General features: G+C 61.0%; 12 protein-coding genes. 6 read left to right on the forward strand and 6 right to left on the reverse strand.

What is annotated here, in order from left to right; genetic code table 11:
• Nucleotides 1-22: 22 nt before the first annotated feature.
• On the reverse strand, nt 23-1,285 hold the full coding sequence (locus AOT96_RS01660) for a hypothetical protein (RefSeq protein WP_007728853.1): 1,263 nt from the start codon (nt 1,283-1,285) through the stop codon (nt 23-25).
• 408 nt (nt 1,286-1,693) lie between these two features.
• On the opposite strand from AOT96_RS01660, the gene AOT96_RS01665 reads away from it, so the two are divergent.
• The 6 genes from AOT96_RS01665 (at nt 1,694) to AOT96_RS01690 (ending at nt 7,352) form a co-directional block, all read left to right on the forward strand.
• On the forward strand, nt 1,694-2,986 hold the full coding sequence (locus AOT96_RS01665) for a glycosyltransferase family 4 protein (RefSeq protein ID WP_081377531.1): 1,293 nt from the start codon (nt 1,694-1,696) through the stop codon (nt 2,984-2,986).
• A 112-nt stretch (nt 2,987-3,098) separates the two neighbouring features.
• Complete coding sequence (gmd, locus tag AOT96_RS01670) at nt 3,099-4,136, forward strand: GDP-mannose 4,6-dehydratase (protein WP_007728857.1); 1,038 nt, start codon at nt 3,099-3,101, stop codon at nt 4,134-4,136.
• Nucleotides 4,133-5,113 (forward strand): GDP-L-fucose synthase family protein, encoded by a 981-nt coding sequence (locus AOT96_RS01675; RefSeq protein ID WP_007728859.1) that lies wholly within the window; start codon nt 4,133-4,135, stop codon nt 5,111-5,113. The genes gmd and AOT96_RS01675 overlap by 4 nt, the downstream gene beginning before the upstream one ends.
• Entirely contained in the window at nt 5,110-5,646 is a 537-nt protein-coding gene (locus AOT96_RS01680) for a DapH/DapD/GlmU-related protein (protein WP_042920924.1), read from the forward strand. Before AOT96_RS01675 ends, AOT96_RS01680 begins: the two co-directional genes overlap by 4 nt.
• The gene (locus AOT96_RS01685) at nt 5,643-6,764 is read left to right on the forward strand and encodes a glycosyltransferase (protein WP_065351222.1); all 1,122 of its coding nucleotides are present in this window, start codon (nt 5,643-5,645) and stop codon (nt 6,762-6,764) included. The genes AOT96_RS01680 and AOT96_RS01685 overlap by 4 nt, the downstream gene beginning before the upstream one ends.
• Before the next feature lie 33 nt (nt 6,765-6,797).
• Nucleotides 6,798-7,352 (forward strand): YdcF family protein, encoded by a 555-nt coding sequence (locus tag AOT96_RS01690; protein WP_007728868.1) that lies wholly within the window; start codon nt 6,798-6,800, stop codon nt 7,350-7,352.
• Nucleotides 7,353-7,366: 14 nt separating this feature from the next.
• Here the strand turns inward: AOT96_RS01690 and AOT96_RS01695 are convergent, their stop codons facing one another.
• The 5 genes from AOT96_RS01695 to AOT96_RS01710 all read right to left on the reverse strand — a co-directional run bounded on the left by AOT96_RS01695 (nt 7,367) and on the right by AOT96_RS01710 (nt 16,349).
• The gene (locus AOT96_RS01695; RefSeq protein WP_042920929.1) at nt 7,367-8,848 is read right to left on the reverse strand and encodes a sugar transferase; all 1,482 of its coding nucleotides are present in this window, start codon (nt 8,846-8,848) and stop codon (nt 7,367-7,369) included.
• A 19-nt stretch (nt 8,849-8,867) separates the two neighbouring features.
• Complete coding sequence (locus AOT96_RS36300) at nt 8,868-8,999, reverse strand: hypothetical protein (RefSeq protein WP_257784561.1); 132 nt, start codon at nt 8,997-8,999, stop codon at nt 8,868-8,870.
• 168 nt (nt 9,000-9,167) lie between these two features.
• Nucleotides 9,168-10,004 carry a MazG family protein gene (locus tag AOT96_RS01700; protein WP_030536281.1) on the reverse strand — a complete coding sequence of 279 codons (837 nt, stop codon included), beginning with the start codon at nt 10,002-10,004 and terminating at the stop codon, nt 9,168-9,170.
• A 7-nt stretch (nt 10,005-10,011) separates the two neighbouring features.
• A complete protein-coding gene (mfd, locus tag AOT96_RS01705; RefSeq protein ID WP_003946285.1) occupies nt 10,012-13,638 on the reverse strand; it encodes a transcription-repair coupling factor in 3,627 nt (1,208 codons plus the stop codon).
• A gap of 128 nt (nt 13,639-13,766) precedes the next feature.
• A complete protein-coding gene (locus tag AOT96_RS01710) occupies nt 13,767-16,349 on the reverse strand; it encodes a glycosyl hydrolase 2 galactose-binding domain-containing protein (protein ID WP_065351223.1) in 2,583 nt (860 codons plus the stop codon).

Raw genomic sequence — 16,349 nt, forward strand, 5'->3', positions numbered from 1 at the left:
ACCTCCTCCAGACGAACCTTCTCTAGTCGAAGTGCGAGCCAGTGTTGACCGCGATTCGAAGCCCGAGGTAGGCGGCCGCAGCGTTGACGGCCGAACGCATCTTCTCGAGATCGACGAAATTACCCGAATGGCTGTATGTACAGTCGGCGTAGCGGCCCGTCGTGCGCATGTTGGACGCGAGAACTGCCGGCTCGAGTGTCTGCATTCCCCTCGCGAACGCCAGATCACCACCACTGAACGCATGATCTCGATCACCGGGCACCCGAAAACACGACATTGTAGTTGCAAGCACCATCGGGGACGCCACGCCATCAGGGTCGGCCCGGGACCGACTATTGCGCCGTCCGACCAACTCCCCAGCAGCACGCCGGACGAGCGCCTCGCCGGAGCGAATCCTCGACCGAACCTGCGAAGCCACTTCGAGGGGACTACTAGCTGTCCAATCTGCCCGGAAAGGAATGTGACTGAACGCATTCCCCCCTGTCCTCGCCAGTAGGGGCGATGCCGATCGCAGGTCGACAACCACGTGATGAGTGACGTCGGGGCCGCACTCCAGAGCCGCGAGCACTGCGCAATAGAAATACACGGAAGGCACACGGGTTCCAGGTGCTGCAACCAAACGAACGGAGAGCCACCACCCGCGAACAGGTTCCGTGGATACGGCCGAGGACGAGATTGCGTTTCCCGATGCCCGCCGACTCACCACCTCACGCTGGAACATACTTGTACCACTGAGGATTCGCCTCAGGGACGTCGCGGCAATCAAGGGATTGGTCGACGCCATCAAAAGCCCGGCAGCAACGATCCGACGCTTCGACAATCTGCGCACAGCGGGAGAGCGCGGACCAAGCGCCGGATCCAGACCCGACAACGCAAGAAAGAGTCGTTCTGATTTCGGCATGAAGACCGTCTCGTCACCAAACATGTGTGAATAGATCAGGCCGATCATGTTGCGTGCAACGACGACAGTGATCTCGCGAGGGTCACTGAATCGTCGCGCATTGAAATACTTGAACAATGTCCGGTCGAATACCTCGACGCCTATCGCCGAAGACACGTCGGCCACGCGCATTCCTTCGACGGCACCCAGTCCGTGTAACGAGGCAGTAGGCGAACCCTCACCAGCGGTACGCATCTCGAAAATCAGGGGGAAGACCCCGATACCCGCTTCGAAAGTCTCCGAGATCCACTCGTTGACAACGGCTACGACACCAGCTCTATCAACTGGGCCGAAGGACTCCTGCGCGTGACAGCAGTACGTGCTTGCCAGCGGATCGACCTTCACTTCATCCCTCCACGATCACGTGTGCCCGAAATTCAATCCTCACCGACCAATTTCCCTTCGTTCGCGGCAAAACAACCGTGCGCCGGTTTCAGCGAGTTTGCAGAACCTCCGAGGGAACCCGCGGCCGGATCGAAATCTCCGCCTTCCGCCAGTGCGCTCCGCCACATTCGAAATTGCCCAACGAGGCCAGTCCACCCATCACCCTGTTGCAACCTGCTGGTTAACACTACGCGCGCACAGGCTCGCCTCCATCTGATGCAGCAACATCGCTCCCGGCGATCGAAGCACGACATGAGACCGGTTGATAAACCGTGGAAATAGGGCTTAAATAGCGTAAACCAAACCATTTGACTGTTTGAAGCGCAGTTTACCAACTGGAGGTTCGTCATCAGCACCCAGATCGACCAGATGCACGACAAACCTGGTGGCGTCTCCGCGACTTTCGAGTTATCCAATCGTGGTCCCGTCGAATCGCTGAACATCACGATTCTCGGCATCAACTACGCGCCGGAAACCACGGGGATAGCCCCGTACATGACGGACCTTGCCGAGTCCCTCGGCGAGCGCGGGCACAAGGTGCACGTCGTCACCGGGTACCCGCACTATCCGGCGTGGGAAATCGACGCTTCCTACCAGGGACGGTCGATCGACGAGGTCGTGAACGGCGTTCACGTTCACCGACGCCGCCACTTCGTGCCCAGCCCACCGAATGCCTTGGGACGAATCAAGATGGAGCTGAGTTTCGGCGCACGTGCCGCCAGTTCCGGATGGAACACACCTGACGTAATCGTGTGCACCAGTCCGGCATTGCTGGCCACTGCGATGGTCCTCGGACGTGCTCGGCTGACACCCAAACGTCCGGCCATCGGGGTCTGGGTACACGACTTGTACGGTCAAGGCGTCGTGGAGACCGGTGCGATGACAGGCCGCAGTGCCCGCGCAACGTCCAGGCTCGAGGCGGCTGTCGTGAAGTCCGCCGACGGAATCGCCGTCGTCCATGACCGTTTCGTCGACCATGTCGTCAACGAACTTCACGTCCCACGCGAACGAGTCACAGTGGTTCGGAACTGGACGCACGTGACGCCGATCGATGTGGACGATCTCACCGCCGCACGCACCAAATTCGGTTGGTCGCCTGACGAAACCATTGTTCTGCACACCGGAAACATGGGCGTGAAACAAGGTCTGGAAAATGTCGTCGAGGCCGCTCGACTCGCCGACGAGCAGAGTCTGCCAATCCGATTCGTTCTGGTCGGTGACGGCAATCAGCGACCGAACCTCGAAGCCGCGGCAGTCGGAGTCGATCGAATCGACTTCGTCCGCCCACTCGACGACCAGGATTTCCGCACTGCCATGGCCGCCGCCGACGTTTTACTGGTCAACGAGGCACCCGGGATCGTCGGGATGGCAGTGCCGAGCAAGCTGACGTCGTATTTCAGCAGCGGTACCCCGATTGTCGCCGCAACCGATGTGGCATCTACGACTGCCGACGAGATCCGTGCCTCCGGTGCTGGGGTCGTCACTCAGAACGGTGATCCCGCAGGCCTGCTCTCTGCAGCCCTACAACTCGCGGGCGACGCGGAGACTTCCGCCAGACTTGGTGCCGCCGGGGTCCATTACTGCGCCACCTCGGTTGGCAAAACCGCGTCCATCGACAAATGCGAAAAGTGGATCCGCGAGCTGGTGGCCGGCCGCAGTTAGTACGCGAGCTGGTGGCCGGCCGCAGTTAGTACGCGAGCTGCTCGGAACAAAACCTCACACATCTCGACTCGGATCTGAAGACGACGAACATAGACAAGGCAGCTGACGCTCGATGACCAAACGCGCACTCATCACAGGGATCACCGGACAGGACGGTTCCTACCTGGCAGAACTGTTGTTGGCCAAAGGTTACGAAGTTCACGGATTGATCAGACGCGCATCAACTTTCAACACGTCACGCATCGATCACCTCTATCAGGACCCTCACGAACTGGGCGCACGGCTGTTCTTGCACTACGGTGACCTGTCCGACGGCGCACGACTCGTCACGCTCCTGTCGAAGATCGCACCAGACGAGGTATACAACCTCGCTGCGCAGTCGCACGTGCGGGTCAGCTTCGACGAGCCCGAACACACAGGCAACACAACCGGAATCGGGTCTATTCGTTTGCTCGAAGCAGTCCGCATGACGGGATTGCAGTGCCGCTTCTACCAAGCTTCGAGTTCGGAAATGTTCGGAGCCAGTCCGCCTCCACAGAACGAGGACACCCCGTTCTATCCGCGGTCGCCGTACGGCGCTGCAAAGGTGTACTCGTACTGGGTCACCAGGAACTATCGCGAGGCCTACGGAATTCACGCGGTGAACGGGATCCTCTTCAATCACGAGTCACCCCGCCGCGGTGAAACATTCGTCACGAGAAAGATCACGCGTGCAGTCGCGCGAATCCAGGCCGGGATCGAAGATTCCCTGTACCTGGGCAATTTGGACGCGGTCAGGGACTGGGGCTACGCACCCGAGTACGTCGAGGGTATGTGGCGGATGCTTCAAGTCGACGAACCAGATGACTACGTGTTGGCCACTGGAGGAAACTTCACGGTCCAAGATTTTGTCGTGGCCTCATTCGAACATGTGGGTCTCGACTGGCAGAAGTACGTCAAATTCGATCCTCGTTACCTTCGCCCCACAGAGGTGGACGCTCTGGTCGGCGATGCAGGCAAGGCCGAGGACAAACTGGGCTGGAAAGCGACAGTACAGACCCCAGAATTGGCTCGAATCATGATGGACGCCGACATCGCAGCATTGGCGCATGCCGGCACACCGTGGATCGACACGCCGCATCTCCCTGATTGGAAGATCTCGCTCTCATGATCACAACGAAATCGATTGCACCTCTTGATCGCAGCGCCCCGACTTACATCGCCGGACACAAGGGACTGGTGGGATCCGCGCTCTGGCGCAAGCTCGAACAGAGTGGCTTCACCGACCTGATCGGCCGCACATCTGCCGAACTCGATCTGCGAAACCGAGCAGACGTATTCGCCTTCTTCGAAGCCGCCAAACCGTCGTGCGTCGTCTTGGCTGCCGCGAAGGTCGGAGGAATCGTCGCGAACAACACGTATCCGGTCGATTTCATCTCCGACAACCTTCAGATCCAGACCAATGTGCTCGACGCAGCGCTGCGGCACGGCGTGCGCCGATTGCTGTTCCTCGGGTCCTCGTGCATCTACCCGCGCCTGGCGCCACAGCCGATCAGAGAAGATCAATTACTGAACGGCCATCTCGAACCGACCAACGACGCATATGCGATCGCCAAGATTGCGGGAATCATCCAGGTCCAGGCTGTTCGTAGGCAGTTCGGGTTGCCCTGGATCTCGGCGATGCCGACAAGCCTGTACGGACCCGGCGACAACTTCTCGGAGAATGTTTCGCACGTACTTCCTGCGATGATCCGCCGTCTCGACCAAGCTAAGAACGAGGGAATTGAATCAGTCACAAACTGGGGTTCGGGGAGCCCACGTCGAGAATTCCTCCATGTGGACGACTTGGCCGATGCACTCCTTCACCTACTTGACACCTTCGACGAGTCCGGGCATGTCAACGTCGGTACCGGTCACGACGAAACCATTAAAGAGCTCGCAAATATTGTGGCCGAAGCAGTGGGATATGAAGGCCGAATGGACTGGGACACAAGCAAGCCCGATGGTGCACCGCGCAAACTACTCGACGTGTCCACATTGATGGCCACCGGTTGGAAACCACAGATCTCAACCCGCGAGGGCATCGAGTCGACCGTAGCCTGGTATCGCGAGCACGTACGGGATTCGTCTGCAGCGGTCCGACTGTGAGCACAAACCGCACTCTGTCCGGGTTCACCGGTGCAGGATACGACAAGGGACGCGGCCCGCTGGTCCAAATCTCCTGGCTCGCGATTTCCGGTGTGCTGCTTTCTCATTGGTGGTGCCCCAATGGAGTACGCGTTGCAGTTCTCCGGCGGTTCGGTGCCGACATCGCCGACGGGGTCCTGATTCGACACCGCGTCCGTATCCACTGGCCGTGGAAACTGACGGTCGGAGCAGACTCGTGGATCGGCGAGGGAACATGGATACTCAATCTCGAACCCGTCACGATAGGGGCGAATACGGCTATCTCGCAGGATGTCCTCCTGTGTACGGGCAGTCATGATCACCGAAGTCCCACATTCGAGTTCGACAATGCTCCCATCGTCATCGGTGACCAAGCATGGATCGCCGCCCGTGCGACGATACTCCGCGGTGTAACGATCGGGGACAACGCAATCGTCGGCGCGACGGCTTTGGTGACGTCCGATGTTTCCGCCGGAGCCACGATGTTGGCGCCACGGGCCGGCGCTGCACGATGAAGATACTGCAGATCGTCACTCTCTTCTCACCGGACGCCGCCTACGGAGGGCCTATCAGGGTCGCCCTAAATCAGTCGAAAGCATTGCAGGACAATGGGCATGACGTAACTATCGCCGCGGGTGAGCGTGGATACGCGGTGCCACCGACACGCGAGCAGGGTATCGCTCTGCAATTGTTTCCGGCGCGAACCGTGATCCCCAAAATCGGGTACGCGGGAATCGGCGCGCCGTCGATGCTTGTGTGGCTTCGCAAGCACGTCCGAGAATTCGACGTCGTGCACATTCATCTCGCGCGTGACCTGGTGACCCTTCCTGCCGCGAAATTGGCTCTTGCATACGGTATTCCAGTTTTCGCACAAACTCACGGGATGATCGACGAGACAGACAAATTGCTGGCAAGGCCGTTGGACGCTGCTTTCACGATCCCGGTCCTCAAACGAGCACGGACAGTGTTCTATCTGACCGAACGAGAGCACACAGACCTGCAGTCTGTTGTCGGAGACAGTCGCGTCAACTTGGTGGAACTCAACAACGGGATCCCCGAGGCCGAAGACCTCGAGTCACGGCCAGTCAACAGTTGCGACGCGCCCGAGGTCCTCTACCTCGCACGACTACAGGCAAGAAAGCGACCCCAGGTCTTCGTCGAAGCCGCAAAAGAGTTGTTGGACAGCGGACACACGGCGCGCTTTTCGATAGTCGGACCGGATGAGGGTGAAGCAGAAGCCGTCAACCGACTGATCGAACGCTCCGGACATAGCAATTGCATCCAGTACGAAGGCCCACTACCGTTCGACAAGTCTCCCGAACGATTTCGTCAAGCCGCTGTATATGTCTTGCCCTCCGTGAACGAACCGTTCCCGATGTCTGTACTCGAGGCGATGGCCGCTGGACTGCCCGTAGTCGTCACCGACACGTGCGGCCTCGCACCACTGATCCGGGATGGTCGGTGTGGCCTCGTGACCGATGACGCCACCGAATCAGTGACCGCAGCGATCTCGTCGCTCTTGAAGGATCCCGTCGCCGCTGCAGAGATGGGCGCCCGCGCGCGAAATGTTGCTCGCGAACGACTAGGAATGCCTGCCGTTCGTGCGGTGCTCGAAACCCAGTACGGGCTCTGAGCGGCTCCCACATCTGCACTACAGGAAGTAATTGTGAAATCCACTCGCCCCAAGGTCCGTCGACGCGTACTCGTTCTCAGCGGGATTGTCGGCGGACTTACTGCAATCACTGCCGCCGGCTGGCCGGTCTACGTCGATCCGGTGATCGACACACCCGAAATGGCCGACGCGATAGTTGTTCTCGGCGGTGATCACGACGGCAGAGAAGAATACGGACTGTCCTTGGCCGAGCAGGGCTACGCGCCCCAGATCATCTTTTCGAATCCGTATCGAAGCAATGATCCGAGGATCACCGCAATATGCGAGGGAACCTACGACTTCGAGGTCAGCTGTTTCAAGCCAGATCCGTCGACCACGCGTGGTGAAGGACAGGAGATTCGGCGTCGCGCCGAGGCACAGGGATGGAAGCGTGTCATCGTTGTGACCTTCGTTCCCCATGTCTCTCGCAGTCGCTACATCATCAACCGTTGCTGGGACGGTGACATTGACGTAGTCGCGGACCCCCGACCACTTCCGGTCTGGGTCTGGGCCGCGAACTATGTGTGGCAAACCGCCGGGTATGTTCGCGCCCAGTTCCAGGAATGCTGACTGCCTCTGTCCGGTCAGTACGCTCCGTCGCTCCTGAGCACTGCGGATACGGTCCTGGTGATGATCGAGATATTCTGCGCCGCAGACCAATTCTCCACGTAGGAAGAGTCGAGACGAACAGATTCTTCCCAGGAGAGATCACTGCGACCACTTACCTGCCAGAGACCGGTGATGCCAGGCTTGACCAGCAGGCGCCGGGCAACCTCGTCGTCGTACATCTCGACCTCGCGACGCAATGGCGGCCGTGGGCCGACAACGCTCATCTCTCCGCGAATGACGTTGAAGAACTGCGGTAGCTCGTCGATACTCAATCGACGAAGGATCTTGCCGACGGACGTGATTCGTGGATCCTCACGCATCTTGAACAACACACCTCCGGCGCCTTCGTTGTCCCCCATCAGATCGACAACCTGCTGATCGGCGCCTTCCACCATGGTACGAAACTTGAACATGGGGAACGGTTTCCCGTTGAGGCCGATGCGTTCCGCCTTGTAGAACACCGGGCCTTTCGACGTGAACTTGACTGCAGCGGCAGCGGCGAGCATGACCGGCGCCACGAGGAGGATCATCAGCATCGAGAACACCGCGTCGAAAACAGCGGGCGCAAGCCGGTTCGCGCCCTGGTAGCGCGGCCGCGCAACGTGAATCAACGGGAGACCCGCCGCAGGGCGAAACATCAAGCGAGCCTTCGACACATCGGCCACGACCGGTGAAACCACCATGTCGACGCCCTCGGCTTCGAGGTCCCACATCAGTTTGCGAATGCCCACCTGTCCGAGGTCTTCGGTCCCGGTTACGATGACGGTGTCTGCGCCACTTGCGCGCATCGCCTCGACTACCTCGAACTCGTTGCCCATTACCGGGACTGCTGCTCCGTCGACAACGATGTGATCGTCCAACGCGGTCGCCCGACGCGGAATGCACGCTCCCACAACGTCGTAGCCTGCCGAGGATTCCCGCACGAAGGCACGCGTAGTAGCAACGACGGACGCATGTCCACCGACCAACAGCACCGAGTTACGGCAATCCCCGATCGCACGCTTCTTTCGAATGTCGCGTCGCCAGAGGTAGCGTCCGAGAAGCAGCGCAGCGAGTCCGACGGGCAGTGCGATCATGAGGTAGCTTCGCGCAATTCCCACGCCCAGAATGATCCCGGCCAATGCGCCTACTCCGAAGACCTGGCCGGTAGCGAGCAGTACCTTCTCGTACTCGTCACTGCCCTCGCCCAGCATCGCCTGATGACGGCTACGCCCCCGTGCGAGGGCGATCATCCACAGTCCGCCCAACGCTGCAGACGCGATCACTTTAAGTGGTGTCAGCCACTCGATGGGATGCGGCCACATACTGCCGATCTGAGCGAGTGCGATCACGAACAGGACCGTGATCGAATCGCTCACTGCGATCCGCTTCCGGTATGCCCGGCGCCAGTCTGTTCCGACATGAGCGGAATCCTGCGATACCGCCGACCGGCTCTCCACCTCAGCATGAACGCTCATTTGCCATCAGTCTTTCTTGTCATACGAACGGCGTCAGCGGATCGAACGGCTTGGGGGATCGCTGATCGGTAGCCACCGCGAGCGTCCAGGTACGGCAACACCCCGCCGGTTGCCGTACCTCGCTGCTCGCAGTGCAGAAATGAACCGTCATCGGACCCCCTTACATAACCGCCGATCAAAGGCCAATTCATGCAAGAAAACGACCCAGTGTTGCTCATTTCGTACGTAAACATACCTTAGGTTTGTTTCAACTGCACTCACCAAGCCCAAGCTATTTTCCGATTGCCAGGTGATTACCGGGCAATTACGTCAAAGTGGGCTAATCCTCCACGTCTTCGAGACGTCTTCCCTCACGAATCCGAATGTCGGCGATCAGCATGTCCAGGGCGCCCAGGAGTGCAGTGTCGGCGCGTCGGCACTGCTCGATCAGAGCTTCCAGATCAGCTTCATCGGCGCTTTCGATCACACCAGCTTTGGCGGCCCTGCTCAGTACTTTTTCGGCGAGGAGCAACGGCGGCTGCGACCGAGCGATGCCGTCCATGGATGACGCGCGAGCTTTCTCGGCAGCCTTCAAAGCGTCCCACGCCCGCTCTTGCTCAGCGATGTCGACCGCCCCGGAACTGACCAGGTGCGGGCTGCGGTGCACGAGTTTCGCGATCAATGCACCGGCCACGTCGTCCAATTCGAAAACACCGTGTGCTTGAGCGATCCGCGAGTGGAACAACACCTGAAGCAACAGGTCTCCGAGTTCCTCCCGAAGATCGCTCTCGTCGTCGCTTCGAATCGCGTCGAGTACCTCGTAGGTCTCCTCGACGAGGTAAACGGAGAGGCTCTCGTGCGTCTGGGTCGACTCCCAACCGCCGCGATTCCACAACCGGTCCATGATCGACGCCGCTTCCACCAGTCGATCGCCGTGAATGGGTTCGGCGCGAATCATCTTTACCCCAGCGGCAGACAACGCCGCGATCTTCGGCTCGGCGGTGTCCATCATCACAGTCACCGCGGCGCCGGGTGTCGTGGCCGGCAGTGCGCCGCGTACCGAGTCGGGGACGTCCGGGTCGATATCGATCGCGCCGGACAGGAACGGGAGCGCCTCCAGCGGAAAGACATGCGGCCGCAAAGGATCGAGCAGTACGACGACGGGCGATTCGTTCACCGTGTGCTCACGCCTCGACCAGGACGGCACCGGCGGCGCGCCCGTCAATCGCCAGGATGAAGTCCGCGATGTACTGGAGCAATTCGACGTCCCGCAGGCGATCCGAGCCGACTCCGCCGGTGCGAGGCAGCGGGAGTTGCACGAGCCCGGTCGTTGCCCGGTACTGCGCGCTCGGATAGATCCTCTTGAGCCTGATCTGTTTGGAATCGGGCAGTGACATAGGCGAGATCTTGAGCTGAGTTCCGGTGACGGCGACTTCCTCCAGTTGATACTCGCGGCAGAGCAGTCGAAGCTTGGCCACCGAGATCAGCCGTCGAACCTCTTCGGGCAGTGGGCCGTAGCGATCGACCAGTTCTTCGACTACGGCAGCGATGCCGTCGGAATCAGTTGCCGCAGCGAGCTTGCGGTACCCCTCCAACCTGAGCCTGTCACTGGTGACGTAGTCGGGCGGGATGTGCGCGTCCACCGGTAGGTCGATCCGGACTTCCTTCGTGCCCTCGTCCATTGTGATCGGTTTGCCGTCGGCTGCAGCCCGGAAGGCTTCGACCGCCTCACCGACCAGCCTGACGTACAGATCGAACCCGACCCCCGCGACGTGGCCGGACTGCTCTGCGCCCAGAACGTTTCCGGCTCCACGGATTTCGAGGTCCTTCATCGCGACGGCCATACCCGCGCCGAGGTCCGAATTCTGCGAAATCGTTGCCAGTCGGTCGTATGCCGTTTCCGTCAAAGGCTTTTCGGCCGGGTACAGGAAATAGGCGTATCCACGTTCACGACTACGCCCGACGCGTCCGCGAAGCTGATGCAACTGCGAGAGGCCCAGCGAATCCGCACGTTCCACGATCAGTGTGTTCGCGTTCGAGATGTCCAGACCGGTTTCGATGATCGTGGTACAGACCAACACGTCGAAGTCGCGTTCCCAGAATCCTTGCACGGTCTTTTCGAGAGTGTCCTCGTTCATCTGACCGTGCGCGACGACGACGCGAGCCTCCGGGACAAGTTCACGGATCTTCTTGGCTGCCTTGTCGATCGAGCTGACACGGTTGTGTACGTAGAAGACCTGGCCGTCGCGCAGAAGTTCACGCCGGATGGCCGCGGCAACCTGCTTGTCCGCATACGCGCCGACGTACGTGAGGATCGGATGACGTTCTTCCGGCGGTGTGAGGATCGTGGACATCTCGCGGATCCCGGCCATGCTCATCTCGAGAGTACGAGGAATCGGGGTAGCCGACATCGTCAGGACGTCGACGTGGGTGCGTAACGCCTTGATGTGTTCCTTGTGCTCGACTCCGAATCGCTGTTCCTCGTCGACGATCACAAGCCCGAGGTCCTTCCAGCGAATACCGGTCTGCAGCAACCGGTGAGTACCGACGACGATGTCGATCTCACCTTCCGCCATGCCGGCGATGATTTCCTTCGAGTCCTTGGCGTCGGTGAACCGGGACAGCCCTCGCACCTTCACCGGGAACGACGCCATTCGTTCGGTGAAGGTCTGAAGATGTTGCTGTGCAAGCAGAGTCGTCGGCACCAGCACCGCCACTTGCTTGCCGTCCTGCACTGCCTTGAACGCGGCGCGGACGGCGATCTCCGTCTTGCCGTACCCGACGTCACCGATGACCACCCGGTCCATCGGAACCGGCTTCTCCATGTCGGCCTTGACCTCACTGATAACGGTCAACTGGTCGATCGTCTCGGTGAACGCGAATGCGTCTTCGAGTTCCTTCTGCCACGGTGTGTCCGGGCCGAACGCATGCCCGGGAGCAGCCTGACGCGCTGCGTAGAGCTGAACCAGCTCGCCCGCGATCTCACGAACTGCCTTGCGGGCCTTACGCTTGGTGTTTGCCCAGTCGGATCCACCGAGCTTGCTCAGCGCCGGCAACTCCCCACCGACGTATCGGGAGAGTTGATCGAGCGATTCCATCGGGACGAACAGACGATCGCCCGGGTGACCGCGCTTGCTCGGCGCGTATTCGATGACCAGGTATTCACGACGCGCCCCACCGATGGTGCGTTCGACCATTTCGACGAACCGGCCGATACCGTGCTGATCATGCACGACCATGTCCCCTGCCGACAGCGCGAGGGGATCAACCTGATTGCGGCGCTTGGCCGGCAAGCGCTTTCCGTCGCCGACCGCAGCAACGCGGTTGCCGGTCAGATCGGACTCGGTGACGATCACCATCCCAGGCGTCGAGTCGTCGCCGGCGAGTACCAGTCCGTCATGCAGTGATCCGCGGAGCACCGCGACCTGTCCACGGGCGGGGGTAGCGCCGGCATCGAGCATCTTGGCGGGCACTTCGGCTTCACCGAGTCGCTCCACGACGCGGCTTGCGGTTCCGGCACCTGCCACCACGATCGCCGCGCGACCGCCCGTGCTCACGTGCGCCCGAAGGCTGACGAACAGCTCGGCCAACAGGTCGTCGGAACCGCGCACCTGCGGTGCCGCATGCACCGGGAGTTCGAGTTCTTCACCGTTTCCCGACGCCAGCGGGCTGACTGTCCACCAGGGTCGGCCGGCAGCTTCGGCAGATTCGCGAACATGACGAAGCGACCGGTACGCGGAGGCACCGAGATCGACTCCTCCGCCGTTGAGGATCGACGTGTCGAGCGGTGCAGCGCCGCCGATCGACGCCGCCGTCCACGATGCTTCCAAGAATTCCTGGCCGGTGCGCACCAGGTCGGTGGCGCGGGTGCGCACCTTTTCCGGATCACACAGAAGAATGTGCGCCCCTTCAGGAAGTACATCGGAAAGTAGCTGCAGTTCACCGGGTTTGAGAACCGGGAGCAGAGCTTCCATCCCCTCGACGGGGATACCTGCCGAGATCTTGTCCAGCATCTCGACCAACGACGCGTCAGCCTGGTTCTCAGCAGCGAGTGCGGCAGCTCGATCACGAACATCAGCTGTCAAAATCAGTTCACGACACGGCGGCGCGATCACGGAATCGACGTCGACGTCCGCTAGCGAACGCTGATCGGCAACTGAGAAGTAGCGAAGCTCCGATACCTCGTCACCCCAGAATTCGATACGGACCGGATGATCCGCCGTCGGCGAGAACAGGTCGAGAATGCCACCACGGACCGCGAACTCACCACGCTTTCCCACCATGTCGACGCGGCTGTACGCCATCTCCACCAGACGAACCAGAACGGAATCGAAATCGATCTCGGTGCCGACGCGCAACGTGATCGGTTCTATCTCGCCCAGGCCTGGTGCCATCGGCTGAACGAGAGAGCGCACCGTGGTGACGATCACCCGAAGAGGCGATCCGTACGAGGCGTCGTCTGGTCTGGCGAGTCTGCGCAGTACCTCCACCCGTCGCCCAACGGTATCCGCGCTCGGCGACAGTCGCTCGTGCGGCAATGTTTCCCACGACGGAAACTGCGCCACGCCTCCACCGAGCATCTCGGTGAGTTCCGAAGTCAGATCGTCGGCTTCACGACCGGTGGCTGTCACCAGCAGCACCGGCGTGCGAGCGGCGAGTGCAGCGGCGATGAACGGTCGAGCCGGCTTCGGAGCCACGATGTCCAAGGCGGCCGAGCCGATGGATTCGATCACCGGAGTGAACGCGGCATCTGCGAGGGCGACCTCGGCGAGTCCAGCGAGCGCAGTCTGGGCAGAGGACAAGGAAGTCAACGAACGCGCTCCTGAACAGTGATGACGGGTTGCGGACGCACAGCCCGAGCGCAATATCCCCACCGAGGCAGAGTTGTGCGCCGGTTCGATTCTATCGGTGTGCGATCTCGCAGCGCAGTCCGATCCGTTCAGTTTCCCGTAGCACTCGTCTTCTTCGACGTCCGCTTGGACGGCGAGGATTGTGTGACCGGAGTGATCGGCGGCGCCACGGCCGCACTCACGTATGAGTTGAGCGCCCGAACGCGACCGATCACCTTCGTCGCCTGACCGGTTCTCCGTAGACGTACAGTCCTGCGACCGTTCGGCGCGAGGTGGAACCAGGAGTCTTCGGGCTCGAAGCCCTGCAGTTCGAGGGCAACGTATTGGGCGGAAGCATCCGTCGAGACGTCGACTACCCACTCTTCGTCACCGACGTTGCGCGCTGTGGCAACAAGTCCGACCGATCGCTCGCGAGGCCGCGCCGAGCCACCCAGGAGGTGGACCACTTCGTCCACCATCTCGCCGTCTTCGTCCTCGAGTGTGACGGTGACGGCGTCGTATGTCCGCGCCCCGAACCGAAAGACGTGAGTGAGGTCGGTGAAACGGCCGACAAGGCTGTCCACGGACCAGGTCAGACTTGAATGCGCTTCCACCTTGACCGGTAGCGCGACGTCGACCGGGACGACACCTGACCGACTGTGCGCTCGAAACCTGATCTCGCCGACGACAGGTTCGGCGGTCTCGTTGATCGCGTCGAGCCTCAATCCGTCCATACCGTCGTCCGTGACGAGGAGCGCAATCGGTTTGGCGCTCCTACGGAGCACGAACCACGGAGCTTTGGGGCTGCCGCTCCAATCGAGGACCCCCCATCCCGGTCCGGGCTCCAGGTCTCGCAGTGCGAGTGTCAAGGCGCCGTCGCACCGAGAGTCCGGGCGACGCCAGTATCCGAGCGTCGATGCGAACGCCTCACATACAGCTGCTCGCCCCAGGTCGAGATAGCGTTCCGGGTCGGACCACCGGACTTCACGAGCGTCTTCGCCGAAAAGCGCGTAGACGTAGTGGTCCCGAACATCCTCGAAATCCCACGACGATCCGTTGTCCCTAGGCACCGCGGCTTTCCATGCCGGGTGGTGCCCCGCGACGGCGAGTGAACCGAATTCGTTCTCGATCACGGCATTCGACGGTGGAATCGAAAATGCCAATGATTCGGTCGCAAAACGTACTCGCGCGCTGAGCACGTCGGCCAGTGGACGACGATAGGCACCCACCCCGAAGTAGTGAGCGACCCCGCTTCCGACATGCGTTGCCAATTGCTCGCCCCCGCGAGGCGCCGAGGGGGACGACGTCACGTACTCGAGTTCGGGTGCCACCGTCGAGATCAACTCCGGCAGTCTCGAATGAATGAGCGGGATGTGTTGATCGACCAAGCCCAGCATGGTCGGCTGCTGTTCGGTCTCGCTGCCGCCGCAGAAGACTGCCAAAGCGGGATTTCCGCGCACTCTGTGCAAGAACTCGGTGACCTCGGAGGCAACGAGTTCGAAGAATTCGTCGGTGTCGGGCGGATCGAGCGTCGCCAAGATCATGTCCTGCCACACGAGAATGCCCAGTCGCGCGCATTCCTCCCAGAAGTGGTCGCTCTCGTAGACCATCGTCCCCGGGATTCGAATCATGTTCAGGCCGGCCTCTGCCAGGCGTTCCAAGACGCGAGTGGTGCCGGCGTCGCCTTGAAGCGAGATCGGGTCGGTCGGCACCCACACCGAACCACGGCAGTACACCCGGATGCCGTTGACATACAAACGGAATCCACCATCGGATCTGTCGACCTCCACCGTCCGGAAGCCAACTGAACCGAGATGCTCGGAGACTCCGACCGCTTCCATCGTCACCGGATAAGTGCGCGGGGTGCCATGAGTGTGCGGCCACCACAACTTCGCTTCCGGCACTTCGACGACGCCGGACACCTCGAGAAATCCATCCGGTCCGGCGGATACAGCCAATTGCCGCGAGTGTTCGCCGACACGCACGGTCACGTACTCCAGCGAGGCCGGCAATCCGGTGAGCCGAGCACTGACGGCAACGCGACCGGTTGTGCCGTCAACACTCGCATGCTTGACAGCAGAGACTACGGCGACAATCCCCTTGTCCAACAAGCGGATACCCCGCCACGGACCCACCGGTACCGGCACACCACTGAACACGGGAGCCATACCGAGCATCGTGGTTCGGATCCACCGAAGGCCCTGCTCACGGACCATCGACGAGCGCCAACGTCCTCGAGGACGCCTCGATCTCAAAATCGCGGAGAGAGAATGAAAATGAACAGCCACCTGGACACGTTTACCAGCGCCGACTCCGGCCGGAATGCTCACTTCCCCAGGTGCGAACATGGATTCAGTGGACGCGACACGGACACCGCCGATCCAGACATCCGCAAACGCCGTCATACCGTCGAACTGGAGCAGCCACGACCCCTCACCAGTCGTGGCCACGGTAGTCACGAACCACCAGTCCGACGATGAAACGGATGATTCTGAAACAGACGACGAAACGGACTTTGTGCGTCCGGCGTCCGTTTGCGCCGCACGTAACGCACCGACGACTGTTCCAGGCACGGACGCTGCGACCCACTCGGTCACGGCTTCGAGGGCATCCGGGTCAGATATGGATCCGGGTTCGGTTGCAGCGCATCGCCATATCGCGCCGGCCAGCAGGTCTGCTGACGAACGTGGCAC

Origin of the sequence: Rhodococcus sp. 008 (assembly GCF_001682295.1) — a bacterium.
GTDB classification, from domain to species: Bacteria; Actinomycetota; Actinomycetes; order Mycobacteriales; family Mycobacteriaceae; genus Rhodococcus_F; species Rhodococcus_F qingshengii.

Bases quoted from the DNA above. Each gene is read 5' to 3' on its own strand.
- gmd (WP_007728857.1), top strand. From the start codon at position 3,099: ATGACCAAACGCGCACTCATCACAGGGATCACCGGACAGGACGGTTCC.
- AOT96_RS01695 (WP_042920929.1), bottom strand. From the start codon at position 8,848: ATGAGCGTTCATGCTGAGGTGGAGAGCCGGTCGGCGGTATCGCAGGAT.
- AOT96_RS01675 (WP_007728859.1), top strand. From the start codon at position 4,133: ATGATCACAACGAAATCGATTGCACCTCTTGATCGCAGCGCCCCGACT.
- AOT96_RS36300 (WP_257784561.1), bottom strand. From the start codon at position 8,999: ATGACGGTTCATTTCTGCACTGCGAGCAGCGAGGTACGGCAACCGGCG.
- AOT96_RS01685 (WP_065351222.1), top strand. From the start codon at position 5,643: ATGAAGATACTGCAGATCGTCACTCTCTTCTCACCGGACGCCGCCTAC.
- AOT96_RS01665 (WP_081377531.1), top strand. From the start codon at position 1,694: ATGCACGACAAACCTGGTGGCGTCTCCGCGACTTTCGAGTTATCCAAT.